27 protein-coding genes and 1 pseudogene are annotated in these 25,462 nt (G+C 67.8%); 15 read left to right on the top strand and 13 right to left on the bottom strand.

Annotation, left to right across the window (positions count from 1 at the left end):
* Window positions 1–6: 6 nt before the first annotated feature.
* The 3 genes and pseudogenes from AC07NN_RS04225 to AC07NN_RS04215 all read right to left on the bottom strand — a co-directional run.
* A pseudogene (locus tag AC07NN_RS04225) lies at window positions 7–120 on the bottom strand (hypothetical protein); the annotation flags it as partial.
* Window positions 121–828, bottom strand: coding sequence for an HAD family hydrolase (locus AC07NN_RS04220; RefSeq protein WP_494637873.1), 708 nt, complete (start codon window positions 826–828; stop codon window positions 121–123).
* 112 nt (window positions 829–940) lie between these two features.
* Complete coding sequence (locus AC07NN_RS04215) at window positions 941–1,714, bottom strand: alpha/beta hydrolase (protein ID WP_494637872.1); 774 nt, start codon at window positions 1,712–1,714, stop codon at window positions 941–943.
* 156 nt (window positions 1,715–1,870) lie between these two features.
* On the opposite strand from AC07NN_RS04215, the gene AC07NN_RS04210 reads away from it, so the two are divergent.
* On the top strand, window positions 1,871–2,308 hold the full coding sequence (locus AC07NN_RS04210) for a MarR family winged helix-turn-helix transcriptional regulator (RefSeq protein ID WP_494637871.1): 438 nt from the start codon (window positions 1,871–1,873) through the stop codon (window positions 2,306–2,308).
* On the opposite strand, the gene AC07NN_RS04205 is transcribed toward AC07NN_RS04210, so the two are convergent.
* Window positions 2,305–2,448: a hypothetical protein gene (locus tag AC07NN_RS04205; RefSeq protein WP_494637870.1), complete on the bottom strand. Its 144-nt coding sequence runs from the start codon at window positions 2,446–2,448 to the stop codon at window positions 2,305–2,307. The two genes, AC07NN_RS04210 and AC07NN_RS04205, sit on opposite strands and share 4 nt — an antisense overlap.
* Window positions 2,449–2,719: 271 nt before the next feature.
* A complete protein-coding gene (locus AC07NN_RS04200) occupies window positions 2,720–5,626 on the bottom strand; it encodes a TonB-dependent receptor (protein WP_494637869.1) in 2,907 nt (968 codons plus the stop codon).
* Window positions 5,627–6,145: 519 nt separating this feature from the next.
* Between AC07NN_RS04200 and AC07NN_RS04195 the strand changes: the two genes are divergently transcribed.
* Window positions 6,146–6,703 (top strand): hypothetical protein, encoded by a 558-nt coding sequence (locus tag AC07NN_RS04195; protein ID WP_494637868.1) that lies wholly within the window; start codon window positions 6,146–6,148, stop codon window positions 6,701–6,703.
* A gap of 65 nt (window positions 6,704–6,768) precedes the next feature.
* Here the strand turns inward: AC07NN_RS04195 and AC07NN_RS04190 are convergent, their stop codons facing one another.
* Window positions 6,769–7,053 (bottom strand): DUF1272 domain-containing protein, encoded by a 285-nt coding sequence (locus tag AC07NN_RS04190; protein ID WP_494637867.1) that lies wholly within the window; start codon window positions 7,051–7,053, stop codon window positions 6,769–6,771.
* Between the two features lie 273 nt (window positions 7,054–7,326).
* On the opposite strand from AC07NN_RS04190, the gene carA reads away from it, so the two are divergent.
* The 3 genes from carA to AC07NN_RS04175 are packed head-to-tail and all read left to right on the top strand — an operon-like array spanning window position 7,327 to window position 8,984.
* Window positions 7,327–8,493 (top strand): glutamine-hydrolyzing carbamoyl-phosphate synthase small subunit, encoded by a 1,167-nt coding sequence (gene carA, locus AC07NN_RS04185; protein WP_494637866.1) that lies wholly within the window; start codon window positions 7,327–7,329, stop codon window positions 8,491–8,493.
* Between the two features lie 12 nt (window positions 8,494–8,505).
* The gene (locus AC07NN_RS04180) at window positions 8,506–8,865 is read left to right on the top strand and encodes a DUF6980 family protein (RefSeq protein WP_494637865.1); all 360 of its coding nucleotides are present in this window, start codon (window positions 8,506–8,508) and stop codon (window positions 8,863–8,865) included.
* A gap of 2 nt (window positions 8,866–8,867) precedes the next feature.
* Complete coding sequence (locus AC07NN_RS04175; RefSeq protein ID WP_494638199.1) at window positions 8,868–8,984, top strand: hypothetical protein; 117 nt, start codon at window positions 8,868–8,870, stop codon at window positions 8,982–8,984.
* A gap of 184 nt (window positions 8,985–9,168) precedes the next feature.
* Here AC07NN_RS04175 and AC07NN_RS04170 read toward each other — a convergent pair whose 3' ends face one another.
* Window positions 9,169–9,408, bottom strand: a complete 240-nt coding sequence (locus AC07NN_RS04170; protein WP_494637864.1) for a flagellar basal body rod C-terminal domain-containing protein — start codon at window positions 9,406–9,408, stop codon at window positions 9,169–9,171.
* Between the two features lie 359 nt (window positions 9,409–9,767).
* Between AC07NN_RS04170 and AC07NN_RS04165 the strand changes: the two genes are divergently transcribed.
* The 4 genes from AC07NN_RS04165 (at window position 9,768) to AC07NN_RS04150 (ending at window position 13,674) form a co-directional block, all read left to right on the top strand.
* The gene (locus AC07NN_RS04165) at window positions 9,768–11,480 is read left to right on the top strand and encodes a M28 family peptidase (RefSeq protein ID WP_494637863.1); all 1,713 of its coding nucleotides are present in this window, start codon (window positions 9,768–9,770) and stop codon (window positions 11,478–11,480) included.
* Between the two features lie 168 nt (window positions 11,481–11,648).
* Window positions 11,649–12,344: a DUF998 domain-containing protein gene (locus tag AC07NN_RS04160; RefSeq protein ID WP_494637862.1), complete on the top strand. Its 696-nt coding sequence runs from the start codon at window positions 11,649–11,651 to the stop codon at window positions 12,342–12,344.
* A 50-nt stretch (window positions 12,345–12,394) separates the two neighbouring features.
* Complete coding sequence (locus AC07NN_RS04155; protein ID WP_494637861.1) at window positions 12,395–12,910, top strand: hypothetical protein; 516 nt, start codon at window positions 12,395–12,397, stop codon at window positions 12,908–12,910.
* Window positions 12,911–12,930: 20 nt separating this feature from the next.
* Window positions 12,931–13,674, top strand: a complete 744-nt coding sequence (locus AC07NN_RS04150; protein ID WP_494637860.1) for a polysaccharide lyase family 20 protein — start codon at window positions 12,931–12,933, stop codon at window positions 13,672–13,674.
* Window positions 13,675–13,705: 31 nt separating this feature from the next.
* On the opposite strand, the gene AC07NN_RS04145 is transcribed toward AC07NN_RS04150, so the two are convergent.
* A complete protein-coding gene (locus AC07NN_RS04145) occupies window positions 13,706–14,326 on the bottom strand; it encodes a TIGR02466 family protein (RefSeq protein ID WP_494637859.1) in 621 nt (206 codons plus the stop codon).
* On the opposite strand from AC07NN_RS04145, the gene AC07NN_RS04140 reads away from it, so the two are divergent.
* The 5 genes from AC07NN_RS04140 (at window position 14,325) to AC07NN_RS04120 (ending at window position 17,710) form a co-directional block, all read left to right on the top strand.
* Window positions 14,325–14,663 carry an antitoxin gene (locus AC07NN_RS04140; protein ID WP_494638197.1) on the top strand — a complete coding sequence of 113 codons (339 nt, stop codon included), beginning with the start codon at window positions 14,325–14,327 and terminating at the stop codon, window positions 14,661–14,663. The two genes, AC07NN_RS04145 and AC07NN_RS04140, sit on opposite strands and share 2 nt — an antisense overlap.
* Window positions 14,660–14,938: a type II toxin-antitoxin system RelE/ParE family toxin gene (locus tag AC07NN_RS04135; protein ID WP_494637858.1), complete on the top strand. Its 279-nt coding sequence runs from the start codon at window positions 14,660–14,662 to the stop codon at window positions 14,936–14,938. Before AC07NN_RS04140 ends, AC07NN_RS04135 begins: the two co-directional genes overlap by 4 nt.
* Before the next feature lie 29 nt (window positions 14,939–14,967).
* On the top strand, window positions 14,968–16,872 hold the full coding sequence (gene uvrC / locus AC07NN_RS04130; RefSeq protein ID WP_494637857.1) for an excinuclease ABC subunit UvrC: 1,905 nt from the start codon (window positions 14,968–14,970) through the stop codon (window positions 16,870–16,872).
* 210 nt (window positions 16,873–17,082) lie between these two features.
* Entirely contained in the window at window positions 17,083–17,340 is a 258-nt protein-coding gene (locus AC07NN_RS04125; protein ID WP_494637856.1) for a hypothetical protein, read from the top strand.
* Window positions 17,333–17,710, top strand: a complete 378-nt coding sequence (locus AC07NN_RS04120) for a MarR family transcriptional regulator (protein WP_494637855.1) — start codon at window positions 17,333–17,335, stop codon at window positions 17,708–17,710. The genes AC07NN_RS04125 and AC07NN_RS04120 overlap by 8 nt, the downstream gene beginning before the upstream one ends.
* Here AC07NN_RS04120 and AC07NN_RS04115 read toward each other — a convergent pair.
* The 3 genes from AC07NN_RS04115 to AC07NN_RS04105 all read right to left on the bottom strand — a co-directional run bounded on the left by AC07NN_RS04115 (window position 17,707) and on the right by AC07NN_RS04105 (window position 21,460).
* Window positions 17,707–18,126 carry a MarR family winged helix-turn-helix transcriptional regulator gene (locus tag AC07NN_RS04115; protein ID WP_494637854.1) on the bottom strand — a complete coding sequence of 140 codons (420 nt, stop codon included), beginning with the start codon at window positions 18,124–18,126 and terminating at the stop codon, window positions 17,707–17,709. The two genes, AC07NN_RS04120 and AC07NN_RS04115, sit on opposite strands and share 4 nt — an antisense overlap.
* A gap of 5 nt (window positions 18,127–18,131) precedes the next feature.
* Entirely contained in the window at window positions 18,132–18,389 is a 258-nt protein-coding gene (locus AC07NN_RS04110; RefSeq protein WP_494637853.1) for a hypothetical protein, read from the bottom strand.
* A 74-nt stretch (window positions 18,390–18,463) separates the two neighbouring features.
* Entirely contained in the window at window positions 18,464–21,460 is a 2,997-nt protein-coding gene (locus tag AC07NN_RS04105; protein ID WP_494637852.1) for a TonB-dependent receptor plug domain-containing protein, read from the bottom strand.
* A gap of 358 nt (window positions 21,461–21,818) precedes the next feature.
* Here AC07NN_RS04105 and AC07NN_RS04100 point away from each other — a divergent pair, with 358 nt between their 5' ends.
* Window positions 21,819–23,234: a family 43 glycosylhydrolase gene (locus tag AC07NN_RS04100; RefSeq protein WP_494637851.1), complete on the top strand. Its 1,416-nt coding sequence runs from the start codon at window positions 21,819–21,821 to the stop codon at window positions 23,232–23,234.
* A gap of 141 nt (window positions 23,235–23,375) precedes the next feature.
* On the opposite strand, the gene AC07NN_RS04095 is transcribed toward AC07NN_RS04100, so the two are convergent.
* Together AC07NN_RS04095 and AC07NN_RS04090 are read right to left on the bottom strand one after the other, a co-directional pair.
* The gene (locus tag AC07NN_RS04095) at window positions 23,376–24,422 is read right to left on the bottom strand and encodes a redoxin domain-containing protein (protein ID WP_494637850.1); all 1,047 of its coding nucleotides are present in this window, start codon (window positions 24,420–24,422) and stop codon (window positions 23,376–23,378) included.
* A 12-nt stretch (window positions 24,423–24,434) separates the two neighbouring features.
* On the bottom strand, window positions 24,435–25,427 hold the full coding sequence (locus AC07NN_RS04090) for an alpha/beta fold hydrolase (RefSeq protein WP_494637849.1): 993 nt from the start codon (window positions 25,425–25,427) through the stop codon (window positions 24,435–24,437).
* Between the last annotated feature and the right edge of the window lie 35 nt (window positions 25,428–25,462).

Here is a 25,462-nt window from a genome sequence, read left to right as displayed (position 1 = left end):
ACGTCGACTGCGTCGCCGCGCCACCTCCCCCGCAAGCGGGGCAGGAAGGTGCGGCCTCCTCCTCACCCGTGAAACGGGGGAGGTGGATCGCTGCGGATACGCGGCGAGACGGAGGGGGCGCTAGCCGCCCGCCGCGATCCGATCCACCCATCCCGGCAGCTCACTGATACTCCCAAGCTCCGCATACCGCGCATGCCCCACCGGCGCTTCCGCCGCCTCGTGCGCCCAGACCAGCGGATACGGGATCAGCGCGCTCCAGCAGCCGGCTTCCAGCGCCGGCAGGATGTCGGACTTCATCGAGTTGCCCGCCATCACCGCCTGCTCCGCGCCGGTGCCATAGCGATCGAACACCCGGCGATACGTCCCCGCGTCCTTCTCGGACACGATCTCGACGGCCACGAAGTAGTCGCCCAGGCCCGACGAGGCCAGTTTCTGCTCCTGGTGCAGGAGGTCGCCCTTGGTGATCAGGATCAGGCGGTAGCGGTCCGAGAGCTCGGCCAGCGCCTCCTCGACCCCGGCCAGGGGCTCGATCGGCTCGGTCAGCATCTCGCGGCCCACGGCCAGGATCTCGCGGATCACGCGGGTGTCGACCGCGCCGTCGGTGACCTCCAGCGCCGTCTCGATCATCGACAGGGTGAAGCCCTTGGCCCCGTAGCCATAGACCCGCAGGTTCCGCTTCTCGACGGCGAGCAGCTGGCTTTCGATCTTCTCGGGATCGCCATGCTCGGACAACAGGTCCAGGAACCGCGCGTGCGACAGCCGGAACTTGCTCTCGCAGTGCCAGAGGGTGTCGTCGGCGTCGACGCCGACGGTGGTTATCTTGGTCATGAGGCCGAGCCTACCACGGATTAGATATAAGGATATCCTTATGCGACTTTCCAGATACACGAAATCCCCGGAGCGGGCGCCCCGGGGATGTGATCGCGGACAGGCGCAGGCCTTACTTCGCGGCGGCCTCGGCGGCTTGCTCGATCAGCTTGGCCACCACTTCGGGCTTGGAGACGTAGACGGCGTGGCTGCCGGCGGTTTCGACGACCTTGGCGCCGGCGCGACCGGCCATGGCGCGTTGAGCGGGCGGCGGGATCATGCGGTCGTCCGAGGCGACCAGGTAGTAGCTGGGCTTGACCTTCCAGGCCGGATCGGTGACCGCGCCGGCCAGGGCGGCGACGCCCCACGGCACCTGGCTGTCGGCCATCAGCTGGGCTTCGGCCGGGGCGACGTCGGCGGCGAACGACGCGGCGAACTTGGCGCGATCCAGGAACAGGTAGCCGTCGACCGGCGCCAGGATCGGCGGGACCGGCGCGCCGGGGGCCGGGTTGGCGATCAGCGACGAGACCGACTCGCCCTTGTCCGGCGCGAAGGCGGCGACATAGACGAGGCCCGCGACCTTGGCGTCGGTCCCGGCTTCCGAGATCACCACGCCGCCGTACGAGTGGCCGACCAGGATGGCCTGACTGTCCTGGGCGGCCAGGGCGCGCTTGGTCACGGCGACGTCGTCGGCCAGCGAGGTGGTCGGGTTCTGGACGATGGTGACCTTGTAGCCGTCCTTGGTCAGGATCTTGTAGACGCCGGCCCAGCCCGAGCCGTCGACGAAGCCGCCGTGCACCAGCACGACATTCTTGATCGCGGCCTTCGGAGCGGCGTTGGCGGGGACGAAGCCGGCGGCCAGGGTCAGGGCGGCGGCGGAAGCGAGCAGGTTGCGGAACTGGGTCATATCGGTCTCCCTTGGGCTTTGAGTTGCGATAATGTTTATCGCGATAATGAAATGGATAAACCCATGCTCCTTCGACCGTCAAGCAGTTTTTTATCGCGATAAGCTTTTCTGTGATAATTAGCTGGCGACACCCTGTTCGCCTGGAGCCTTCACGCCATGACCGACGCCGCCCCGATGCCGCTGGAGCACCACCTGTGCTTCTCGCTCTATGGCGCCTCGATCGCCATCAACCGGGCCTACAAGCCCATGCTGGATGAACTCGGCATCACCTATCCGCAGTATCTGGTGATCAATGCCCTGGGCGAGACGGACGGCCAGACGATCGGGGCCATCGCCACGCGGCTGTCGCTGGAGCCCAGCACTATCACGCCGCTGGTCAAGCGCCTGGAACAGGCCGGCCTGGTCGACCGCCAGCGCAATCCGGACGACGAGCGCCAGGTGCGGGTCAAGCTGACGGAAAAGGGCTGGGACCTGCGGGCGCGCAGCGCCTGCCTGACGGACACCCTGCTTCAGAGGTCTGGCTTCACGGTCGAGCAGCTGATCGACCTGAACCTGCGGGTCCAGGCGCTGCGGGACGCGCTGTCGGAGCGCTAGAAGCTCAGCACCACGAAGAACACCGCACTGATCGGAATCGCCGCCGAAAGGACCATGTGCAGGACGGTTTCGCCCAGGCCGAAGGCCGAGCGGTTGGACGTGGAGATCTTGACCGGGGTTGGGTTGGCGGCGGGGGTCATGGGAGGTGCTCCTTGCACGCTGGAGCTTGAGCCTGAAGGGGTTAACGAAGCTGAATCTTGAAAGGATAATCGCTTGCGACATGTTGTCCGCGAACGGCGTCCGGATCGTCCAAAAAAAGGACGGCGCGCCCTTGCAGGGGCGCGCCGTGAAAGCCGCGCGAGGTGGGAGGAGAGGTGGACCGTCGCCTCGCGCGAAACCTGAAAAAGGACCCCACCGGCGCAAGGGACGCCGCGCCGGCGGGTAGAGGGAACAGAGAGGGTTCCTTGAGACCTAGAACTTGCCCCGGATGCCCAGGATGATCTGGCGGCCCGGCTGGTACTGGGTGAACGTGGCGTTGTCCCAGTAGAAGGTCTGGCGCTGCTGCTCCTTGGTGATGTTGATCACATCCAGGGTGACGCGCGGCGACGTCGGCAGGTTCTTGAACTGGTAGCTGGCCGACAGGTCGAACTGGCCGCGCTTGTCGGTGTTCAGCGTCGCGAACGGGATGCCGTTCTGGTTGTTGCCCGACGAGACCTGGGCGTCGTTCCAGACGTACGACAGGCGGATCGAGGCGCCGTGGTCCTCGTAGAAGCCGGTGATGTTGTAGGTCCAGGGCGAGATGCCGACGGCCGAGGCCGGGGCGCCGGTGCCGCGCGGGTTCTGCTCGACGTGGGTCAGGTTGGCGGTGAAGCCCGAGCCCTTCAGCAGGAAGTCCAGCGGCTGCACCCAGGTGACTTCCTGGCCCAGGATGGTCAGGACACCGTCGGCGTTGACCTGCTGGCTGACCGTGACGGTGGCCGTGTTCGGGCCGCCGCGGTTGGTGATGGCCTGTTGCTGCAGGTTGGTCAGCTGGTCATAGGGCACGCCCAGCTGCAGGAACGGGATGGTGTTGGTGCCGTTGACGGTGAAGCCGGTCAGCTCCTTGCGGAACAGGGCCACGCCGACATAGCCCGCGCCGCCGGTGTACCACTCGCCGCCCAGGTCGAAGTTGTTCGACAGATAGGGCTGCAGGTTCGGATTGCCCTGGTTGGCGGTCTGGGCCGAAGGGTCGCTGAAGGTCGTGCCCGGCAGCATGGCCGACGGGTTGGGACGGGTGATCGTCCGCGAGGCGCTGGCCCGCAGGATGATGTTGTCGGCCAGGCTGTAGGCGGCGTTGAACGAGGGCAGCATGCCGTCGTACTTGGTCGAGCGGCTCAGGAACGACAGCACGCCGTTGACGGTCTGCGGCCCCTCGATCAGCTGCTCGGTGTTGTAGTAGCGGACGCCGGCGTTGAAGCGCAGGTCGCGGTCGACGACCTGGGCGACGCCGTTCATCTCGATATAGGCGCCTTGCGTCTTCTCGCGGATGTAGCCCGAGGCCGCGCCCGTGGCCGCCGACGACGAGAATGGCGCGGCGGCGTTGAAGGCGTCGTACTGGGTGGCCGAGAAGAACTTGTCCTTGTCCAGGGTCACAAAGCCGATCGGACCGGCCTTGATGTAGCTGGCCAGGCTGGCCTGGGTGATGGCCGAGCCGGCGCGGCCGTCGCAGCCCGGGGTCGGCGACGGGACCGGGCTCTGCGGGGTGACACCACCGCCGCCGCAGGTAAAGGTCTGCCAGCGGCCCGAATTGTCGATGGCGGTGATGCGGCGGCCGACGTCGTCATAGGCCAGGCCGGCCTTGAAGTTGACGGCCTTGTCCTCGCCGAACGTCACGTCGAAGTGGGCGCCCTTGGTGAAGGTGACGCGCTTCTCGTTCTGGATGTTCACGCGGCCGCCGGCCCACACCCAACCCAGGTTCGGGTCGTTCAGGCTCTTGGAGGCGACGATGCTGGGCTTGTCCCCGCCGGCGTTCTTGTAGGTGACGTTCAGGTTCGTGCCGAGCGGCGTGTTGAACAGCACCGTCGGGGCTTCCCGGAAGAACACCGAACGGCTCCAGTTCACCTGGCCGTCGACCTTGATCCAGTCGTTGGCGCGCCAGCTGAAGCCGGGGTTCACGTTCAGGACCTCGACGTCTTCCTTGTACGGGCGGTACTCGAGGAAGAACTGCGAGTTCAGGAAGGTCCCCTCGGTGACGACGTTGTTGCTGTCGACCTTCACCCCGACCGGGACCATGAAGTTGCTGTTGCGCACCGACCAGTTCATGTCGATCCGCTCGAACTCGCGGTGGGCCTCCGAGTAGAGGGTGTCGAGATAGACATCCAGGCTGTCGTTCGGACGCCACTGCAGCGAGGCGATGTAGCTGTTGCGGTTGCGCTCGCCCGAGCTCCAGGAGTCGCGGCCCAGGCGCGGCAGCTGCGCGTCGGACAGCTGGACCAGGCTCGTGCCCGGGTTCAGCGCCGCCAGCACGGTGTTGTCGATGGTCTGGCCCGTGGTCAGGCCGTTGCCGGTGACGCCGGCCGGCACGGTCGCCGCCCAGTTGAAGCCGTTGCCGGCCGTCACGTTACAGCCCGTGCAGGTCATGTTGGCGTTGGTCCAACCGATCGTCTCGAAGCCGGTCGTGGTCGACTTGTTGCGGGCGAAGGCCGCGCCGACCAGCACGCCGAAGTCGCCGGCGTTAGTCTCGAAGGTCTTGCTGGCCAGGATCGAGCCGCGCGGGCTGATGTCATCGGACTCGGAGTTCTTGCCGGCCTGGATCGAATAGACCAGCTGCTGGCCGACCTTGTAGTCGAACGGCCGGGCGCTGCGCATGTTGACCACGCCGGCCACGCCGCCCTCGACCGTGCCGGCCACCGGGGTCTTGTTGACGTCCAGGCGGGTGAACAGCTCGGTCGGATAGAGGTCGAGGTCGACTTCGCGGTTCTGGTTCTGGCTGTCGGTGCGGCCCGACGAGGCGACGGCGGCCTGGGCGCCGTTCAGCAGGATCTTGGTGAAGTTGGTGCCCAGGCCCCGGATAGCGACGTTCAGGCCGTCGCCGTTGATCTCGCGGGTCAACTGCACGCCGGGGATCCGGTTCAGCGACTCGGCGATGTTGAGGTCCGGGAACTTGCCGATGTCCTCGGCGAAGACGGAGTCGGTGAAGGCGACGCTGTCGCGCTTGGCGTTGGTGGAGTCGGTCAGCGACTTGCGGAAGCCGGTGACGACCACCTCTTCCACGGTGTCGGAGGCCGGCGCCGGCGCCGTCTGGGCGTGGGCGGCTTGAACCGTGATGAGAGTGGTCAGACAGGTCGCGCCGATCAGGGCCAGGCGACTCGTGGAACGGCGATGACGGATGGACGGCATGTTTCTTCCCCTAGGAGCGGCGCCCTTGCGCACTTGTTCGTTGCCGCCGCGGGGTTTCGGCCCGTTTCGAGCTCGATCTGTCGCCCCACGCGGCGTGGTAGCGGTCACAAAGAACACGGTTACGAGGTAAGTCCTTTCAAGTCAATGTGGTCAGACCTTATGGAATCTCAGCGTCGGACCTTTGACCAATGATCTGAAGCGCTTTGGCTGCCCATCCACGACCGTGCGGAGGCGCTTTCCAGCATCAGAAATGGCGATTTCGGCGCCTTTTCCGCACCTTGAAGCGGACAATACCCGGAGGAAAGGCGCACCAGGCACTTGGCCGACCTCCCTTCCCAGGAACGGATTCCGGTAGCGCTACCAAACCAATGGTCAGGCCTTGTGCGAGAATACTCAGACAATAAGGTCAGACCAATGGCGGCGCTGGCGCGCATACCAGACCGCTAGGTCTCGGGACGTCGCAATCCGGACGCGATCGCCGTCCAAACTGAGCTCGATCGACCTTTCGGAGACGCGCCGATGCCCGTGATGCTCATGGCGATGATGCTGGCGGCGAGCGGCCAGGACGTTTCGACGCTGAAGCTCCCGCCTCCGCCGCCTTCACGGGAATCCGAGTCGTGGACCCGGCCGGGAGAGTCCCGCGACAGCCTGGCGGCCCCGCCGCCGTCGGCGACCTGGCGGCCGTCCGGCTTGCGGGTCGAGCCGCAGGTGGTCTGCCCCGCTCCGAAGCGTGGCGAGGTCGTGCCGTACGAGCGCCTGCCCGCCGAGGTGCTGATGGATCTGCGGCGGACCGACTCGCGGATCTCGCCGCCGGGCGGGCCTTTCAACGCGTCCGACGCGGACGACGGCGTGACACCCCACACCCGGATCGTCGCCGCCATGCGCCTAAGCGGCCGCCTGGCGGTGGCCTACGAGCGCGGCGGACGCGGCTATAGCGCCACGGTGCTGGTCTACGACATCGATGGTGGCACGGGCCTGCTGAAGATCAGCCGCGTCCATCCGTTGCCCTGGCAAGACCTTGGGCGCGGGCTGACCGAAGGCGCCTGCCCGGTGCTGGAGCGCGCGATCGGGGCGTGAGGGCCTGAGCGCCTCTCTCCTCCCCCATCGGGGGAGGGGAGATGCATCCCGCCCTAAGCGCCCCCCTAAGCCCAGCCCGCCGGTTGGTCCGGATCGCGCCTCGGGACGGGCTTCGAATACCGATGCCCCTTGCTGACCCGCCGCAGCGAGGCCGGGTACCGGTGCAGCTGGCTCTCCGGCCGGATCGGCCTGGCCACCAGCCCGCCGCCGCAGTCGGGACAAGCCGCGTCGAACCTCAGGTCCGAGCAATCCGAGCAGAAGGTGTGCTCGAACGTACAGATTCGCGCCGCGTCGCTGGCGGGCGGCAGGTCCGCGTCGCAGCACTCGCAATTGGGACGCAGTTCGAGCATGGGCCGTCATCCCCTGTTCGTCGCGCTTCGATGGCTTGGAAGCCTTGCACCATAAGGCGTTTTGCGACGCCCGCGCGAGGGGGCGCGTTCATCGATCACGGGAATGTGGAGACAAGCGAAAATCGCGTGATGATGAGGGGTTGACCCCCTCCCCCATACCCCCTAGACACCCCGCCGTTTGCGCGGCGGGCGGGGGTTACTCCCGGCCCGCCTTTTTGCGAAAATGACCAGCCCATCTTTGGGCTCAGATCGCGTTCAGGAGCGCTCCACAGAATGTCCCAAGACCTTCTTCCCGGCGTTACCGGTGTCCTGGCCCTGGCCGACGGCACCATCCTGCAAGGCGTGGGCTGCGGCGCGGTCGGCGACGCGGTCGGCGAGGTGTGCTTCAACACCGCCATGACGGGCTATCAGGAGATCCTGACCGACCCGTCGTACATGGCCCAGATCGTCGCCTTCACCTTCCCGCACATCGGCAATGTCGGCGCCAATTCGGAAGACGTCGAGCAGGTCACCGGCGTGGCCGAGACGGCCGCCCGTGGCGCCCTCTTCCGCGACGTCCCGACCGAGCAGGCCAACTGGCGCGCCGGCGGCGACTTCGACGCCTGGATGAAGAACCGCGGCGTCATCGGCCTGGCCGGCATCGACACCCGCGCCCTGACCCGCAAGATCCGCGAGACCGGCATGCCGCACGGCGTCATCGCCCACTCGCCCGAGGGCAAGTTCGACCTCGAGGCCCTGGTCGCCAAGGCCAAGGCCTGGGCCGGCCTGGAAGGCCTGGACCTGGCCAAGGACGCCTCGACCACCCAGACCTTCACCTGGGAGGAAGGCCTGTGGTCGTGGCCGGAAGGCTACGCCAAGCTGGACAAGCCCAAGTACGAAGTGGTCGTCATCGACTACGGCGTGAAGCGCAACATCCTGCGCGCCCTGGCCCATGTCGGCGCCCGCGCCACGGTGGTGCCGGCCTCGACCTCGGCCGAGGACATCCTGGCCCGCAACCCGGACGGCGTGCTGCTGAGCAACGGCCCCGGCGACCCGGCCGCGACCGGCGAATACGCCGTGCCGGAAATCCAGAAGCTGGTTCAGAGCGGCAAGCCGGTGTTCGGCATCTGCCTCGGCCACCAGATGCTGGCCCTCGCGCTCGGCGCCAAGACCGTGAAGATGGAACAGGGCCACCATGGCGCCAACCACCCGGTCAAGGACCTGACCACCGGCAAGGTCGAGATCGTCTCGATGAACCACGGCTTCACCGTGGACTCGGCGACCCTGCCGGCCCCGGTGCAAGAGACCCACGTCTCGCTGTTCGACGGCACCAACGCCGGCATCCAGCTGGCCGACAAGCCGGTGTTCTCGGTCCAGCACCACCCGGAAGCCTCGCCGGGCCCGACGGACAGCCTGTACCTGTTCGAGCGGTTCGCGGGCCTGATGGACAAGGCGAAGTAGGGATCACTCGCGGTGCTCGGTATCGAAAGCGTCGGACCGAACACCGCGATCGAACGTCTTCGCACCCTCCACGACTACACGCACTATCCAGAGCTGTTCGGCTGGATGGCCGAAGGCGCGACGGTCTTCTACGAGCCCGCTTTCCGCGAGTTCACAATCCCGGATGCGGACGGCGTCTCAGCCTACGTGCTGAACTATTGCCCGCTGACAGGCCGCCAGCTGCCGCCTTCGCTTCGGGACGAATGGTTCGACAGCCTCGAGGTCGCTGGCCTCCTGACCATCGACACGCTTCCGCCACCAGACTTCACGGCCCCGATCGCCTATCGGTCCGACCAGTGGTGGCGCGACACCGATCTCGCCAAACTCGATTAGCCATCAAAACCTCTCGTCATCCCGGCTGCAGCGAAGCGGAGAGCCGGGACCCAGGGGCGACCGCACTACACCGGCCCCTGGGTCCCGGGTCGGCTTCGCCGCCCGGGATGACGAGCTAGATTTGGCTGCATTGCCCGCCGGAGGGGGCCGCCTCCCGCAAGACTAGGGGGCATCGCGGGAGGCGGCGGCCGAGCGGCTGGGCATGGGGGGCAGGCCAGCGGCTCGGCCATCAGGGCTCGCGGCCTCCGGTGAGACACCGAAAGCGGATGAGACGAGCCCCAATGTGAAAGTTCAGGAGGCCGCTCAGACCTTCAGGTTCAGGAGCGCGCCGGTCATCTCGTCGGCCGTGCGCAGCACCGCCGCATTGGCCTTGAAGTCGGTGGTCGCGCCGATCTGCTCGGTGCGTTCCTTGACGTAGTCGACGTCCTTGAGCTCGGCGACCGTCTCGGCCCGTGCGTCCGACGCCGCCACGCGTCGCGCGCTGGCGTAAAGGCGGTCTCCGGCGGCCATCATGCCGGCGGCGGCGGTTGAAATAGCCTGCATGGCCGATGCCCTCCGTGCTTGAGAAGGGTTATCGGGTCGGTTGGGTTAAGCGGTCGCGACCGAAACTGGTAAAATTCACGCCTTGGTCATCTTTTTTAGCGGCCATTAACCTTAGCCGGCGCGGCTCCGTGGGCGACCGAGGATGAGTTTCCTCCTCACCCGCAAAACGGAGACGGCGGCGCGGCGTGAACAGGACCGCGACGGAAGCGCCGTCGCCAGAACACCGTTCTTCCGGGAAAATCCTGCCCAACATTACAAAACCTTTAGCCTTGGCCGTCTCGACAAGCCGTCATCGTCCCGACATGGTTCGCCCCCAATCGCGGGCCGGGGGGCCCGCTCCCTGGGAGCTCCTCAAAATCATGTCGTTTACGCGTCGCGCCGCGCTCGCCAGCGCCGCCCTGCTCATGGTCGCCCAACCGGTCCTCGCGGCCACGCCGGCCAAACCCGCAGCCCCCGCCGCCGCCAAGAAGGCCGGCCCGGTTTCGGACTTCACGCCCTCGGCCGACGCCATCAAGGCGCACATGACCTTCCTGGCCGACGACGCCATGGAAGGCCGTGAAGCCGGCACGCGCGGCTATGACATCGCCGCCAACTACGTCGCCGCCCAATACGCCCTGCTGGGCGTGAAGCCGGCCGGCGACAAGACCGCTTCCGGCGTGTCGTACCAGCAGCACGTGCCGCTGATCGCCTTCCGCCCCTCGGGTGACGGCGCCATGACCCTCACGGGCGCCGACGGCCAGGCCGTCGCGCTGAAGTACGGCGAAGACTACCTGCCCAGCGCCCAGGGCCAGGCCGCCGAGCTGACCGTCGAGGCCCCGGTGGTCTTCGTCGGCTACGGCGTCGTCGACCCGGGCCACGGCCGCGACGACTACGCGGGCCTGGACGTGAAGGGCAAGATCGTCGTCATGCTGAGCGGCGCCCCGACCTCGATCCAGACCGAGGAACGCGCCCACTTCAGCAACCCCAACACCAAGCGCGAGGAAGCCGCCAAGCGCGGCGCCATCGGCGTCATCACCATGCCGACCACCAGCGGCGAGAAGCGTCGTCCGTTCAAGTCGGGCCTGGCCCAGATGAAGGCCTGGCGCGTGATCTGGCGCAACGCCCAGGACGTCGGCGCCATCCGCGCGCCGAGCGCCCCGGCCCTGGCCTCGATCAGCCTCGCCGGCGCCGAGAAGCTGTTCGCAGGCTCGGCCACGCCGCTGGCCACGGTCCTGGCTGACGCCGAGACCCCGGCCGGCGCGGTCAAGGGCTTCGCCCTGGCCTCCAAGGCCAAGATCGAGCTGAAGACCGAGATCGAGAAGCGCGAGAGCAGCAACGTCGTCGGCATGATCGAGGGTTCGGACCCGACCCTGAAGGCCCAGACGATCATCCTGTCGGCGCACCTGGACCACATCGGCATCAAGCCGAACGCCAAGCCGGGCGAGGACGCCATCAACAACGGCGCCCTGGACAACGCCTCGGGCATCGCGACCCTGCTGGAAGTCGCCCGCGGCTTCAAGAACACCAAGATGCGCCCGAAGCGCTCGATCATCCTGCTGGCCGTGACGGGTGAAGAGAAGGGCCTGGTCGGTTCGGACTACTTCGCCAACAACCCGACGGTGAAGAAGGCCGACATCGCCGCCGACGTGAACCTGGACATGCCGGTGCTGCTGTACCCGTTCACCGACGTGATCGCGTTCGGCGCCGACCGCTCGACCATCGGCGAGGCCGTCAAGCACGCCGGCGCCCGCGTGGGCGTGGGTCTCTCCGGCGACCCGCTGCCGGAAGAAGGCCTGTTCACCCGCTCGGACCACTACCGCTTCGTCGAGCAGGGCATCCCGGCCGTGTTCCTGATGACCGGCTTCCAGAACGGCGGCGAGAAGGCCTTCACGACCTTCCTGAAGACCAACTACCACCACCCGGGCGACGACCTGAACCAGCCGATCGACTATCAGGCGGCCGCCAAGTTCGCCCTGGTCAACTACGAGATCGCCCGCGAACTGGCCAATGCGCCGGCCCGCCCGGTCTGGAAGAAGGGCGACTTCTTCGGGAATACGTTCGCACCGGCGGGTCACCCTTCGGCGGCGAAGTAGGTTCGTTCGCTCTCCAACACCGTCATCCCGCGCTTCATGCGCGGGACCCATGGTTCAGCTTCTACGTGAGAGCTCTAGCCGGCTCCGCACTTGCGGCGGACAAATGGGTCCCGCGAACAAGTCGCGGGATGACGGGAATTGTTGAATGGGTTGAGGGCGTTTGAGTCATTGACCCGGAGGGCGGCGGAAGGGATTCTGCCGCCCTCTCCTTTTCGTGATCTGGAACTCCGCGTGACCGTCCGCACCAGCGCCTTCCTGAAGATCGGCGTCATCGCGCCGGCCATCATGGTGGCCGACGTGCTGATCGCCCAGCGCCTGTTCCCCGGCTTCGACGCCGGCGCGCAGTTCATCAGCGAGCTGGGCGGACCCAAGGCCCCGACGCCCGAAGTCTTCAACTACGGCATGATGATCGCCGGGATCGCCGGCCTGTTCGCCGGGGCCGGCTTCACCCACGCCCTGGAGCACGCCGGCGGCCGCCGGATCGTCTCGGCCTTCGCGGGGCTGTTCGTGGCCCTGACGGGGCTGGGCGCCTTCTTCGCCGGGGTGTTCCACTGGCCCGATCCCATGCACCGCGCCTGTGGCGTGGGCCTGGCCATCCAGTTCGCGCCGCTGTTCGCCGCCTGGGCCCTGTGGGGCAGGCCGGGCTACCGGCGGCTGGCCCACTTCTCGCTGGGCTGGTTCCTGGGGTTGCTGCTGGTCTTCGCCCTGCTGACCGGGGTGTGGAACGTCCGCACCGGCCACGACGTCGGCTACTGGCAGCGCGGCCATGCGTTCCTGGGCCTGCTGTGGCTGGCCATCGCCGCCTGGACCCTGGAGCGCGGCTGGAAACGCGTCGCCCTGGCGGCCGAACCGGTGGTGGTTTAGGCTCCTCGCAACCGGCGCGGGTGGATGCGCCGCCCAGGGGGAACATCGCCATGATCGGATACCGCCTTGCCGCCTGGGGAGCGCTCGCCGCCGCCCTGACGCTGACCGCCTGCTCGGACCCGAAGCCCAAGGAAGAACCGGCCGTCGCCACGCCGGCCGCCGCGCCGGCCACGCCCGCCGCCCCGGCCGCCGAGCAGATCGCGCTGTCGGGCCTGACCCTGGCCGATCAGCAGGCCAACCCGCTGGGCGGCGAGATCGGCTGCTTCTTCCGGGTCGAAGGCGCCGCCGATCCGTTCCTGGTCGCCTACGGCTCGCCCGGCCTGCCCGATCCGGCCAAGGGCCTGGTCAAGGTGTCGGGTAAGGTCGAGCTGATCACCGACCCCAGCGGCTTCGACACCATGGTCGACGGGACCAACTTCAACGGCGCGAGCAAGTCCACGGTGGCCGTGCAGGTGACGGGGCCGGCCGTCGGCGGCGAGTCCCCGGCCAGCCCCGCCACCCTGACCTACACCCGCGCCGACGGCGTCAGCCGCATCTACGCGGGCCAGTGGGCCTGCGGGGCTTAAGCGAAAGAAAAGAAACGCTTTTGCCCCTTCCGTTGCTGATCCTGCTCGCCGCTCTGCCCGCCCCCGCCCAGGACGTCCGCGACGGCTTCGAAGGCAGCGCGCTCAGCGAGGTCTGGGCTGCCGATCGCTTCGCAGCCGGCGCGGTCGTGCTGCAGGACAAGGTCGTCCGCTCCGGCAAGATGGCGGCCATGATCACCCTGCGGCCCGGCGATGTCCGCGAGGCCGGCGGCGGCGGCCAGGACACGGAGCGGGCCGAACTGCGCGAGGCCCGGACGCTGTACGGCCAGGAGGGCCAGGCGCACGAGCAGCGCTTCAGCCTGTTCCTGCCCAAGGACTTCCCGCTGGTCGCCACCCGCCTGGTCCTGGCCCAGTGGAAGCAGAAGTGCGACGCCGCTCCTTGCGAGCAGGACAGCCCGGTGCTGGCCATCCGCTATGTCGACGGCGTGCTGAGGGTCACCCAGGCGCTGAACGGCGAGAAGATCACCCTGGTCGAGCGGAAAGCCGACCTGCGCGGCCGCTGGCTGGACTTCCGGGTCCGCACCCGGTTCTCGCCCGGCCCCGGCGGTCGCGCGGTCGTATGGCTGGACAACCAGCCGCTGGCCGACGTCACGGGCGTGACGGCCAATGCCGAGACCCCGGCGAGCGGCTATCCTTCGCCCAGCAGGTTCTACTTCAAGATGGGCCTCTATCGGGACGCCATGACCCAGCCCATGATCCTCTATGTCGACGACTACGAAAAGCGCCTGCTGACGCAGCCCTTCTGATCCGCCCGACGGCGTCTCACTCCGAGGGGAACTATCGCCAGGCGTAGTTGAAGCTGATGCTGATGCGCTGCTCGTCGGCCTGGTTGGGCGTCACCTCGTGGCGCAGCCAGCTCTCCCACATCAGGATCGTCCCGGCCGAGGGGCGGACATAGACGAACGGCTGCAGGTCCTCGGGCGCGCCGTCCTCGCGGGGCGGGGCGGCCATCATCATCGCCAGTCGCGGGTCCTCGAACTTCAGGGCCGAGGCGCCCGGCGGGATGGTCACATAGACCGTGCCGGAGATGACGCTGTGCGGGTGGATGTGGCCGCTGTGCTGGCCGCCCGGCTCCAGGATGTTGATCCAGAAGCTGTCCATCACCAGCTTGCCCGCGCCCAGCTCGAACCGCAGGTCCTTGGCGAAAGCGCTCGCGTGCTTGTCGAGCTTCTTCTTCAGGTCCGCGAACAGGCTGTCGCGCTGCGGCAGGTCGTTCAGCGAGGCGTACGAGGTGTAGCCCAGATAGCCCTTGTTATAGGCCCAGGCCTGGCCGGCCTCGTCGTCCTCGGCGATGGCGATACAGGCGTCGTGCAGCTCCTCGGCGAAGGTCTCGAAGTCCTTCTCGCCGGCGAGGCTGGCTTCATAGAGCGGCGTGACGAAGAGCGGGCGCGTGGTCATGGAGGGCGTCATAGCGCCCCTCGCGATTGACGACAAACCAGGAATGGAACATCATGAGAACATGGTCGGTAAGATTGAGCCCAAGATCGACGCAGCGCCTGCCGAAGCGACTGACCAGAACTTGGCGGTCTTCGCTCAAAAGCCGCTTGAGAGCGACTTTGTAGAACGTCCCGGCTTCGAGGATAACGAAGCGCACTGGCAGGAAGTCCAGCGCATCGCAGAGGAGACCGAGCGTGACGGCGGCATCCCCTTGGAGGATGTCATCCGCTGGGTGGAGTCGTGGGACACGGACGACGAACTTCCCCCGCCTGAACCACGCCCGCGAAACGCTGGATGAGGTCAGTCGAAATCTCGGCGGCGGCCCGCCGAGACATCGAGTATTTGCGCGCCTGGCTGACGGCTCGCGCGCCGAATGCCTCCAGACGCGCGGTCCGAACGATCCTCGCGACCGCCGAGACTCTCGCCGAATTTCCCGAGCGCGGGCGCCTCATACGCAACAATCAGAGAGAACTCACCGTCCGGTTCAGCTCGACTGGCTATGTTCTGCGATACGTCATTCACGCCGAGCGGGACACTGTGACCCGCGTCTTCCACAGCCTGGAACGTCGCTGAACGCGCCGGACTCGCCTATATCTCCACCTGTGACCGACACCACCTCCGACACCGACACCTCGCCCCGCCTTTCCGGCGCCGCCCTGATCAAGGACGAGGTCACGCGCCTGCCTGACGCGCCCGGCGTCTACCGGATGATCGGCGACGCCGACGAGGTGCTGTACGTCGGCAAGGCCAAGAGCCTGAAGAAGCGCGTGGTGCAGTACGCGCAAGGCCGCTTCCACACCAATCGCATCGCCAACATGGTCGATGCGACGCGGTCGATGGAGTTCATAACCACCCGCACCGAAGCCGACGCCCTGCTGCTCGAGATCAACCTGATCAAGCAGCTCAAGCCGCGCTTCAACGTGCTGCTGCGCGACGACAAGAGCTTCCCCGAGATCGTCATCCGCCGCGACCACGACGCCCCGCAGCTGCGCAAGCATCGCGGCGCCCACACGATCAAGGGCGATTATTTCGGGCCGTTCGCCAGCGCCTGGGCGGTGAACCGCACGCTGAACACCCTGCAGAAGGCGTTCCTGCTGCGCTCCTGCAGCGACAGCGTCTACGAGAGCCGCGACCGGCCCTGCATGCTGCACCAGATCAAGCGCTGCGCCGCGCCCTGCACCGGCCTGATCGGCAAGGAGGACTACCAGGGCCTGGTCGACCAGGCCGAAGCCTTCCTGCGCGGCAAGTCGCGCGCGGTCATGGCGACCATGGCCAAGGAAATGGAAGCCGCCGCCGAGGAGCTGGAGTTCGAGCGCGCCGCCCGCCTGCGCGACCGCATCCGCGCCCTCTCCAGCGTCGCCCAGGAGACCCAGATCAACCCCGAGACCGTGGACGAGGCCGACGTCGTGGCCCTGCACGTCGAGGGCGGCCAGGCCTGCGTGCAGGTGTTCTTCTTCCGCGCCGGCCAGAACTGGGGCAACCGCGCCTACTTCCCCCGCATCACCGGCAACGCCGACGAGTCCGAGGATGAGACGGTCACCGAGGAGCAGCGGATCATCACCGCGTTCCTGGGCCAGTTCTACGACGACAAGCCGATCCCGCGCCTGATCCTGGCCAATGTCCAGCCGGCCGAGAGCGAGCTCCTCTCCGAAGCCTTCGCCCTGAAGAGCGGGCGCAAGGTCGAGATCAGCGTGCCCAAGCGCGGCGAGAAGGCCGATCTGGTCCAGCACGCCCTGACCAACGCCTGTGAAGCCCTTGGCCGCAAGATGGCCGAGGGCTCGGCCCAGACCAAGCTGCTGGCCGGCGTCGGCGAGGCCTTCAAGCTGGACGCCCCGCCCGAGCGGATCGAGGTCTACGACAACAGCCACATCCAGGGCACCAACGCCGTCGGCGGCATGATCGTGGCCGGGCCGGAAGGCTTCATGAAGGGCCAGTACCGCAAGTTCAACATCAAGAGCACCGAGCTCACCCCCGGCGACGACTACGGCATGATGAAGGAGGTGCTGAAGCGCCGCTTCGCGCGCCTGGTGAAGGAAGAGGAGGAAGGCGACGACGCCAACCGCCCCGACCTGGTGCTGGTCGACGGCGGCAAGGGCCAGTTGGACGCGGCGCTGGAGATCATGGCCGACCTGGGCGTCGACGACATCGCCGTCGTCGGCGTCGCCAAGGGTCCCGACCGCGACGCCGGCCTGGAGCGGTTCTTCATCCCCGGCCAGACGCCGTTCATGCTCGAGCCCAAGTCGCCGGTGCTCTACTACCTGCAGCGCCTGCGCGACGAGGCTCACCGGTTCGCCATCGGCGCCCACCGCACGCGTCGCAGCATGGACCTGAAGAAGAACCCCCTCGACGAGATCGAAGGCGTCGGGCCGGGACGCAAGAAGGCCCTGCTCCATGCGTTCGGCTCGGCCAAGGGTGTCGGCCGGGCCAGCGTCGAGGACCTGGTGAAGGTCGAAGGCGTCAGCCAGGCGCTGGCGGAGCGGATCCACGGGTTCTTCCGCAAGGGCTGAGGCGCGTTCGGCGCGACCAAGCAAAGTGAGACGATGTCGGAGCGACGAAAGCCGCCGCTGACGCGTCCGGCGAGGCTGCGCCTACGGCCAGTTGGGCTAAACTGTGCCCCTGAGAGCGATCGACGCTGGATGAGAGTCGGGCCTCTTCAGGAGAACGCTCCTCCTGGCTCTCGGCATGAGTTGGTCGCATTTCGGGTAGGGAAGGTTTGCATGAGCAGTTCCGACACCAGCGATGTTCCGCCGCTGAATCTGCGCGTCCAGATAACCGTGGACATCGGCGCGGACGACTTCCTGCAGGCCGCCGATCACCAGCGCACGGCCGAGGCCTTCCTGGCCGCGCTGCGCCAGACCTACCCGCAAGCCGCCTTGAGCTTCCGCCACCTGCGCACACGCGGCGCCCCGGCCGTGCGCCCGGTTCGCCGCACGCGCCGGTCGACGGGCGCGCTAGGCCTCTATCGTGATGCCTGATGTCGCCGGCCGGCGGCGTCGCAACACCATATTGAGCGTTCTGGAACTCAGCCGACGCAGCCATCCGGGGCTGACCATCATGGCGCTGCGCGCCCTGCTCTACATCGCCGAGAACCCGGGCCTCAACAACGCCGAGCTGGCCCAGGCCTGCCGCGTCAGCGAGGCCACGACCTCGCGGACGGTCCGGCTGCTGTCCGCCGGGGATCCGGAGCGAGGCATCGCCGGGATGGACCTGGTGTCCGTGAGCCCGCACCCCGCCGATCCGCGCATGCTGTGCGTGACACTGTCGAGCGCGGGACTGCGGTTCTGCGCGGAGATCGACCGCCTGATCCAGTCCTGCATTCCGATCTTCCAGCCCAGGTTCAGCTAGCCTCGCACGCCGCCCACGTCGGCGCCCCAATCGGGCCGATGCAGCGCCCACAGGGTCTCGCTGGACAGGATCACCCTTGGGACGGCGATCAGCTGATCGAATCGGCGGCAGAGCGTCTTCCCCGCCTCCGAGAGCTCGACCGTCACCAGCCGGCGGTCTTCGCCGAGGGTCCCGAGGCGGACCAGCCCCAGGCTGGGCGGCAGGCTGCGCGCGATGTCCGGCCCGGCCAGCGCCCTGACCGTGCGCGACGCCGTGGCCAGGGTCACGCCGCAGAGGTCCGCGAGCTCGCTGGTGCTGAGGCCGGGGTTCTCCGCGATGTAGAGCAAGGCGCGGAACCCGCCCATCGACAGGCCGGGATAGGCGCGGTGCGACAGCTCCAGCACCGCCAGGACCGTGTTGAAACGACGTTCGGGCAAGCGCTTCAGACCTCGCCGTAGTCGCCGACCGCCCCGGTCGCGCGGCGGCCCCGCGAGCGCCGTGGCTCAGGCCCGGCGCCGGGGGGGCGCGAATGGGTCAGGCCCAGGCGCGCCTGCGGGTAGCGGGCGCGGACGAGATTGAAGAAGCCCTCGATGCGTCGCTGATGCTCGGCGGCGTGGGCGTGGTCCGCCACCAGGATGTCGATGGTGATCTCGAGGCGAAGCTTCATCGCCAGGGCGGCTTTGGTCTCGTTGGCGGCCATGAAGATCTCCAGACCGGGCGCGAGGGGTGGAGGGCCGCCTCCCGGGGGAAGCGGCCCTCGCGTGCAACGAACGGCTAGTACTCGAACCGCACGCCCATCTTGAACGTCCGCCCCATCACGCCGGCGAAGTGCCAGGTGGTCAGGAAGTTCGGAGCCGAGGCGTAGGCGCCCGGCGCGATCGGCGCGCGCCTGTCGAACACGTTGCCGACATTGGCGTAGAGGGTGACGCCATCGCGCACCTTCGCCGTCGCGTTCATGTCGACATTGATGAAGCGCTTAACGTAGCAGAACTTCTCGCCCATCACCGTGTTGCCGGTGTTGTACTGGTTGCCGGTGGCGCAGGTGACGTCGGGGCGCTGGTCGGCCGCGACCGACTTGATCTTGCCGACGTAATAGGCCGTGGCCGACAGCGTGTACTTGTCGCCGAAGGCCAGGGTGTTCTGCCAGTTGCCGCGCCAATTCGGCGTGCCGTTACCCGACGACAGGTCGTTCGGGCCCAGCGTGCCGGCGTATTTCTGCACGCCCGAGGTGGTGTGCAGATCGTACTTGATCACGTGGGTGACTTCCACGCGGCTGGTCAGCTTGAGGTCGTCCGTCAGCCTGAACTTGCCCGTAGCCGAGAAGTCCACGCCGGCCGTGAGCGCGTAGTCGGCGTTCACATAGGGGACGTTGATGATCAGGACGCGCGGTTGCGCGGCCGGGTACAGCGGATCGGGGCCATCGACGGCGTTACAGGAATAGCCAGCGCCGACGGCGGCGACCGCGGCGCAACCCCCGGCTTGCGTGCCCCCGGCGAAGTAGGCCAGGACGGCCTTGCCGATGTCCGGACCGGCGACGATCAGGTCGGACTTCTTGACGTTGTAGTAGTCGACGGTCATCGACAGCCAGCGGGTCGGCTCGGCGATAGCGCCGAACGTGAAGCTGCGCGACTTTTCCGGCTTCAAGTCCGGGTTGCCGGCCACGCCGCGCCCCACATTGTACTGTTGGGCGTAGGGGTTGCCAGGACCGCCGTGGGCGGTCTGGAACGGCACCGGCGGGGTGGTGCTCACGAAGCCGGCGTACTGCGAGCGCGGGCCCGATTCGGCGAAGGTCGGCGCGCGGAAGCCCTTGGAATAGGTGCCGCGGATCGCCAGTTGCTTCATCGGGGTGAACTTCGCGCCGAACTTCGGCGAGAAGTGGCTGAAGCCTTCCGAATAATCGTCGTAACGGCCCGACACGTTCAGTTCGAGCGTGTCCATGACCGGCGCGGCGATTTCGAAGAAGGCGGCCTTCACCGTGTGCTTGCCGAACGCCGAAGCGGTTGTCAGCGTCCAGGTGTCCAGACGGGCGTTCTGGTTGTTGTTCTCCAGGATCTCCTTGCGGGCCTGGACCCCCAGGGCGATCTGCGCGTCACCGCCCGGCAGGGCGAACAGACGGTGCGTGATCGAAGCGTCGATCGCCATCAGCGACGAGTGCGACGGCGTGATCTTGTCCGGCGACACGAAGTCGCGGACCGCCTGGGTGTTCTGCGACGGGTTCACGAAGTTGTAGGCGCCGGTATTGATGGCGTTCAGCGTGTTGGCGATGTTCAGGAAGCCGTGCTGCGTCAGCTTCAGGTTATCGCGCGCGCCGACGGCCTCGACACGCCAGTTCCAGTCGTCGCCGAACGAACCGTTGAAGCCGACCGTGCCCCGGATGACTTCGTTGTCGCGGTCGCTGCCAGTCGGGATGTCGCCGAACAGGTAGTAGATGCGCGCGGCGCCGTTGGCCGGGTCAGCGGCGAAGGCGGCGGCGTACGGGTTGTTCGGGTTCAGCTTGCGCGTCGGATCGGTGGCGCAGTTCACGCCGGCCGAGCAGATCCACACCGGCAGGACGACGCCGGGAACCAGCGAGGACAGGTTCGGTGAGCCGCCGAAGGGTTGGCCCGCCCGAAGGCCGTTCGGTATGCCCTTGATGCTGACATAGCTCTTCGAATAGCTGCCGGTCGCATAGCCTTCGACGTTTTCGTTCAGGCGGAAGCTCAGACGGCCGTTGAAGGCGTAGCGCTTCTGGTACGGCTGCAGTTGGCGGTAGGTGTCCGTGAGGTCCCACTTGCAGCCGGTGCCCTGGGAGCCGCCGGTGCTCACCGTGAAGGTGCCGTTGGCGCAGTTCAGGTTCAGCGACTGGTACTGGGAGGTCAGCGGCGCGCCCAGCATGCCCGAGAGCGGGTTGTTCAGGTCGGCCTGGTTGACGCGGGTCACGATGGCGTTCGGCGTCTGGACCGTCATGGACTGGTCGCCGGTATTGAGGTCCGCGCCGCCGATCCGGGTCAGATCCTGGGTGTTGTACGGGAAGCCGCGGCTGTGATTGCTGACGCGGTCGTCCGTCTGGTACTCGGCGTTGACGTAGAGGTTCCAGCCGGTCTCGGCGTAGTCGCCGAAGCCCAGCGTGATGTCCGCGCGGCGGTGCTCGGCGTCGCCGCGATCGCTCTCGCCGAATTCCCCGCTGCCCTTCACGCCGACGAACTGCTTCTTCAGCTTCAGGTTCACGACGCCGCCGATGGCGTCGGCGCCATATGACGACGACGCGCCGTCCTTCAGCACTTCGATGCGGTCGATCAGGCTGAACGGGATCGAGTTCAGGTCGACGTACGAGTTGTGGCCGTCGTCATTGATCGGGAAGTTGGTCGAGCGCAGGCCGTCGACCAGGACCAGCGTCGACGAGACGCCCAGGCCGCGCAGCGACACGGCCGAACCACCGGCCGAGAAGCCGCTCTGGAAGCCGGTGCCGATCGAGCCGGCGCCGTCGGCCGAGATCGAACGGATGGCGTCCGTGGCGGTGCTGATGCCGGCGTGCTGCAGGTTCTCCGCCGTCAGCACGGTGACCGGCGACGGGGTCTCGGTGTCGGTGCGGCGGAACAGCGAACCGGTGACGACGATTTCCTCGACCTGCGTCGCGTCGGCGCTCTGGGCGGCCGGGGCCGTGGCCTGGGCATGGGCGACGCTGGCCGTCCCCACGACGGTCAGGGCCAGGCTGGACAGCAGAGTGGAGGCCAGCAGCCGCTGGCGGCCGGCCGGCGGCGCCCCACCGAGCCCTCTGAGTTCGATGCTCATATCCTTCAGTTCCCGAAAATATTCGAACGCCGACATCGACGCCCCTGGACCCAAAGAGGAAACATCCATTTCTGTTCGTCAATTACAGTGATGATGCATTTGTGAAATACGCGAGAACGGTGTTTTGCAAAGCACAGTATATTTGAATTGCATGTGTGTAATGATGAGTGAATACACCTCCCATATTCACACCAATGTGCCGACAAATATCCAGATGGAAGCTCCATCTCCTAACTGAATTGACACCGATGGCAGCCCTTGAGGCTCGACCATCGCCTGTCCTTGCGATCGCTTTATTTGTCAGACAATATTGTTCGACCTCGCGCGGGCGGGGCGGTGTCGGGGTAAGGGGCGTTGCATGGCGGGGGGATTCATCGGGACGGGCGGTCCGTCGCGTCGGACGATGCTGGCCGGGACCGGCGCGCTGGCGCTAGGCGGCCCCGCCCTCGCCGCCGCCAAGTCCGCGCCGATCGCCGCCAATCCCCTCGTCCGCCAGCGCGCCGACGCCCAGGTCTTCAAGCACCGCGACGGCCTCTACTACATGACCGCCTCGGTCCCGGAGTACGACCGGCTGGCGATCCGCCGCTCGCCCACCCTGGCGGGGCTCGCCGCCGCGCCCGAGACCGTCATCTGGACGCGACCCAAGACCGGCAAGCTGGGCGGCTATATCTGGGCGCCCGAGCTGCACCACTTCGACGGCGCCTGGCGGATGTATTTCGCGGCCGGCGACGCGGGGCAGCCGTTCCATATCCGGACCTATGTGCTGGTCTGCCGCGACCGCGATCCGCTGACCGGGCGCTGGGCGATGGAAGGCCAGCTCCAGACGCCGTGGGACACCTTCACCCTGGACTCGACGGTCTTTGCCCATCGCGGCATGCGCTACCTGCTGTGGGCGCAGACCGAGCCGGGCATCAAGACCAACAGCAACCTCTACCTGGCGCCCCTGGCCACGCCGCTGACCCTGGCCAAGCCGCCGGTGCGCCTGACCGTGCCGACGCTGGACTGGGAGGTGCGCGGCTACAAGGTCGCCGAAGGGCCGACGCCGCTGGTGCGCAACGGCAAGCTGTTCGTCAGCTACTCGGCCAGCGCCACCGACGACCGCTACTGCCTGGGCCTGCTGAGCGCCGACGCGAACGCCGACCTGATGTCGCCGGACGCCTGGACCAAGTCGCCGGAGCCGGTGTTCGTCTCGTGCGAGGAGACCGGCGTCTGGGGGCCGGGGCACAACTCGTTCACCGTCGACGAGCACGGCCGCGACGTGCTGGTCTATCACGGCCGCGACTACAAGAAGATCGAGGGCAATCCGCTGTTCGATCCCAACCGCCACACGCGGGTGCAGCGGCTGTACTACAAGGCCGACGGGACGCCGGACTTCGGCGTGCCGGTGGGCGCGGGCGAGGTCCCGGACCGCTTTTCGCCGCTGGACCGGCCGGAGGCGTTCCTGCGCCATGAAAGCGACCGACCCGTGGTCGGAAACGGCCCGCTGCCGACCAGCCAGTTCCGCCAGAAGCCGGGGCTGGCCGGCGCGGGGACGGTGTCTCTGGAACCGATCCTGAAGCCGGGACATGTGTTGGTGCTAGGGGCGGACGGGTCGACGATCGCGCCGGCTTCGGGGGCCGATCCCAAGCGGACGAGCTTCCGGCGTGTCGCTGGGTTGGCCGGCAAGGGCGTGTCGTTCGCGACGCTGGACCCGGCCGCCGGGTGGCTCGGCCACCGCGATGGGGTGGTCGGGGTGGTGAAGGCGGGCCCTGCCGCCACGTTCAAGGTCACCTAGCGCAAGCGCCCTCTCCGTCACGTCGCTTCGCGCCGCGCCCCCTCCCCAGCAAGCGGGGCAGGAGGGGAGACGCCGATCCTCCTCACCCGTGAAACGGGGGAGGTGGCGCGCTGCGGATACGCGGCGTGACGGAGAGGGCGTTCAGCCGAAGGTGAAGACGTAGGCCCGCGCGCCGGCGTCCAGGAGCTCGATCTCGAAGGTTCGGTCGGCGACCGGCTCGGCCTGGCGGACCAGTTGGTACATGCGCGGACGATCGACGACGCCCAGGCCGTCGGCGCTCACATCGACGCCGTGGTCGCCGCCCGGCGCTGCGCCGTCCAGCCGAACGCGGAAGCGAACCGGCTTGCCGGACGGCGCCAGCACCATGTGCAGGTCGCGGGCGTGGAAGTGGTGGGCGATCCGGCCGCCCGCGCCGCCGGTGGCGAACTCTTCTCCCACCGACCAGGCGCCGGTCAGGCTCCAGCGGTTCAGGGCCAGGGCCTTGGGCGGTTCGTAGAAGCGCTGGACGTCGCGGCGCAGCCCGCCAGGCGAGGCGAAGCCAGCCGCCTGGGCGTAGCCGACATAGGTCTCGCCTGAGCCCAGGTCGTCCCAGTCGGCGGCCAGTTCAGGACCCAGGCCGCCGGGCGGGACGGTCGAGCCGGAGGTCTTGGACCCCAGCGTCCCGATCAGCCGCTCGGCCTGGGCGTACTGGCCCTCGCCGGCGATGCGGCCGCGCGTGCGCCCCTCGCCGTCGATGAAATAGAAGGCCGGCCAGGCGTTGTTGCCGAACGCGCTCCAGATGCGGCGTTGGCTGTCCAGCACCACGGGGAAATCGACGTGCAGGTCGGCCAGGGCCTGGCGCACGTTCGGGGTTTCGGCTTCGAAGGCGAACTCGGGCGTGTGGACGCCGATGACCGTCAGCCCCCGCCGCTGCCACGCCCGCAGATAGGGCAGGATCCGCAGGCTGTTGATGCAGGAATAGGTCCAGAAGCAGACCACCACCGCCCTGCCCTTCAGCGTCGCGGCGTCGAGCGGGGCGCTGTTCAGCCAGGTCGGCGAAAGCTTCAGGGCGTCCAGGAGCGGAGGCGCTCCAAAGGCGCGGGCTACGGCCTGGCGGGCCGGCGGCAGGGCCAGGACACCGCCCAGGGACAGCGGGACCAGGCCGGCGCCGACGGTCTTCAGCCAGTCACGGCGGGTGGGGGAATTCATCGCGATCTCTCCCTAGGCCCAGCTTGCCACGTCCAGGACCGCCTTGGCGAAATCCTTGGGCGCCTCTTGAGGCAGGTTGTGGCCGACGCCGCCGCTGACAAGACGGTGCTCGTAGCGGGCCTTGAACTTGGCCGCATAGGCGGCCGGGTCGGGGTGCGGCGCGGCGTTGGCGTCGCCTTCCATCGTGATGGTCGGGACGACGATGTCGGGGCGCTGGGCGAGCCGCGCCTCCAGGGCGTCGAAGCGCGTCTCGCCCTTCGAGAGACCCAGGCGCCAGCGGTAGTTGTCGATCGTGATCGCCACGTGGTCGGGATTGGCCAGTGAGGCGGCCGAGCGGGCGAAGGTCACGTCGTCGAACGCCCACTTCGGCGAAGCCGTCTTCCAGATCAGCTTGGCGAAGACCTCGGTGTTCCTGGCGTAGCCGGCCGCGCCGCGCTCGGTGGCGAAGTAGAACTGGTACCACCAGGAGAGCTCGGCTTCCGGCGACAGCGGCGCTTCGTTGGCCTGCTGGCTGCCGATCAGATAGCCGCTGACCGACACCAGGGCCTGGACGCGCTGGGGCCACAGGGCCGCGACGATGCCGGCCGTCCGCGCGCCCCAGTCGAAGCCGGCCAGCACGGCCTTGTCGATCTTCAGAGCGTCCATCAGGGCGATGACGTCCACGGCCAGGGCGGCCTGCTGGCCGTTGCGAGGCGTCGCCGCCGAGCGGAAGCGGGTGGAGCCATAGCCGCGCAGGTGCGGGACGATCACCCGCTTGCCAGCGGCGGCCAGGATCGGGGCGACCTCGGCGAAGGCGTGGATGTCGTAGGGCCAGCCATGCAGCAGGACCACCGGCTGACCCGAGGCCGGACCGAGCTCGGCATAGCCGATGTCGAGGTCACCGGCCGCGACCTGGCGCAGGGTCCAGGCGGGGGTGATTTGAGCCTGGGCGGCTGCGGGGATCGCGGCCAGGGCTCCGAAGGCGGCGGCTGCGCGGAACAGAGTGCGGCGGTTCAGGGCGGACATGGCGAAAACCCTTTTAACTCGGATCCGATTCAATC

Source organism: Caulobacter sp. GW821-FHT09H08 (genome assembly GCF_059415885.1).
The sequence above is the reverse complement of the archived record's forward strand: the minus strand, read 5'-3'. Positions and strand labels throughout refer to the sequence as shown.

Excerpts from the sequence above, each read along its gene's own strand:
- AC07NN_RS04220 (WP_494637873.1), bottom strand. The coding sequence starts at position 828 with ATGACCAAGATAACCACCGTCGGCGTCGACGCCGACGACACCCTCTGG.
- AC07NN_RS04215 (WP_494637872.1), bottom strand. The coding sequence starts at position 1,714 with ATGACCCAGTTCCGCAACCTGCTCGCTTCCGCCGCCGCCCTGACCCTG.
- AC07NN_RS04210 (WP_494637871.1), top strand. The coding sequence starts at position 1,871 with ATGACCGACGCCGCCCCGATGCCGCTGGAGCACCACCTGTGCTTCTCG.
- AC07NN_RS04205 (WP_494637870.1), bottom strand. The coding sequence starts at position 2,448 with ATGACCCCCGCCGCCAACCCAACCCCGGTCAAGATCTCCACGTCCAAC.
- AC07NN_RS04200 (WP_494637869.1), bottom strand. The coding sequence starts at position 5,626 with ATGCCGTCCATCCGTCATCGCCGTTCCACGAGTCGCCTGGCCCTGATC.
- AC07NN_RS04195 (WP_494637868.1), top strand. The coding sequence starts at position 6,146 with ATGCCCGTGATGCTCATGGCGATGATGCTGGCGGCGAGCGGCCAGGAC.
- AC07NN_RS04190 (WP_494637867.1), bottom strand. The coding sequence starts at position 7,053 with ATGCTCGAACTGCGTCCCAATTGCGAGTGCTGCGACGCGGACCTGCCG.
- carA (WP_494637866.1), top strand. The coding sequence starts at position 7,327 with ATGTCCCAAGACCTTCTTCCCGGCGTTACCGGTGTCCTGGCCCTGGCC.
- AC07NN_RS04170 (WP_494637864.1), bottom strand. The coding sequence starts at position 9,408 with ATGCAGGCTATTTCAACCGCCGCCGCCGGCATGATGGCCGCCGGAGAC.
- AC07NN_RS04165 (WP_494637863.1), top strand. The coding sequence starts at position 9,768 with ATGTCGTTTACGCGTCGCGCCGCGCTCGCCAGCGCCGCCCTGCTCATG.
- AC07NN_RS04155 (WP_494637861.1), top strand. The coding sequence starts at position 12,395 with ATGATCGGATACCGCCTTGCCGCCTGGGGAGCGCTCGCCGCCGCCCTG.
- AC07NN_RS04140 (WP_494638197.1), top strand. The coding sequence starts at position 14,325 with ATGGAGGGCGTCATAGCGCCCCTCGCGATTGACGACAAACCAGGAATG.
- AC07NN_RS04145 (WP_494637859.1), bottom strand. The coding sequence starts at position 14,326 with ATGACCACGCGCCCGCTCTTCGTCACGCCGCTCTATGAAGCCAGCCTC.
- AC07NN_RS04135 (WP_494637858.1), top strand. The coding sequence starts at position 14,660 with ATGAGGTCAGTCGAAATCTCGGCGGCGGCCCGCCGAGACATCGAGTAT.
- AC07NN_RS04125 (WP_494637856.1), top strand. The coding sequence starts at position 17,083 with ATGAGCAGTTCCGACACCAGCGATGTTCCGCCGCTGAATCTGCGCGTC.
- AC07NN_RS04120 (WP_494637855.1), top strand. The coding sequence starts at position 17,333 with ATGCCTGATGTCGCCGGCCGGCGGCGTCGCAACACCATATTGAGCGTT.
- AC07NN_RS04110 (WP_494637853.1), bottom strand. The coding sequence starts at position 18,389 with ATGGCCGCCAACGAGACCAAAGCCGCCCTGGCGATGAAGCTTCGCCTC.
- AC07NN_RS04105 (WP_494637852.1), bottom strand. The coding sequence starts at position 21,460 with ATGAGCATCGAACTCAGAGGGCTCGGTGGGGCGCCGCCGGCCGGCCGC.
- AC07NN_RS04100 (WP_494637851.1), top strand. The coding sequence starts at position 21,819 with ATGGCGGGGGGATTCATCGGGACGGGCGGTCCGTCGCGTCGGACGATG.
- AC07NN_RS04095 (WP_494637850.1), bottom strand. The coding sequence starts at position 24,422 with ATGAATTCCCCCACCCGCCGTGACTGGCTGAAGACCGTCGGCGCCGGC.
- AC07NN_RS04090 (WP_494637849.1), bottom strand. The coding sequence starts at position 25,427 with ATGTCCGCCCTGAACCGCCGCACTCTGTTCCGCGCAGCCGCCGCCTTC.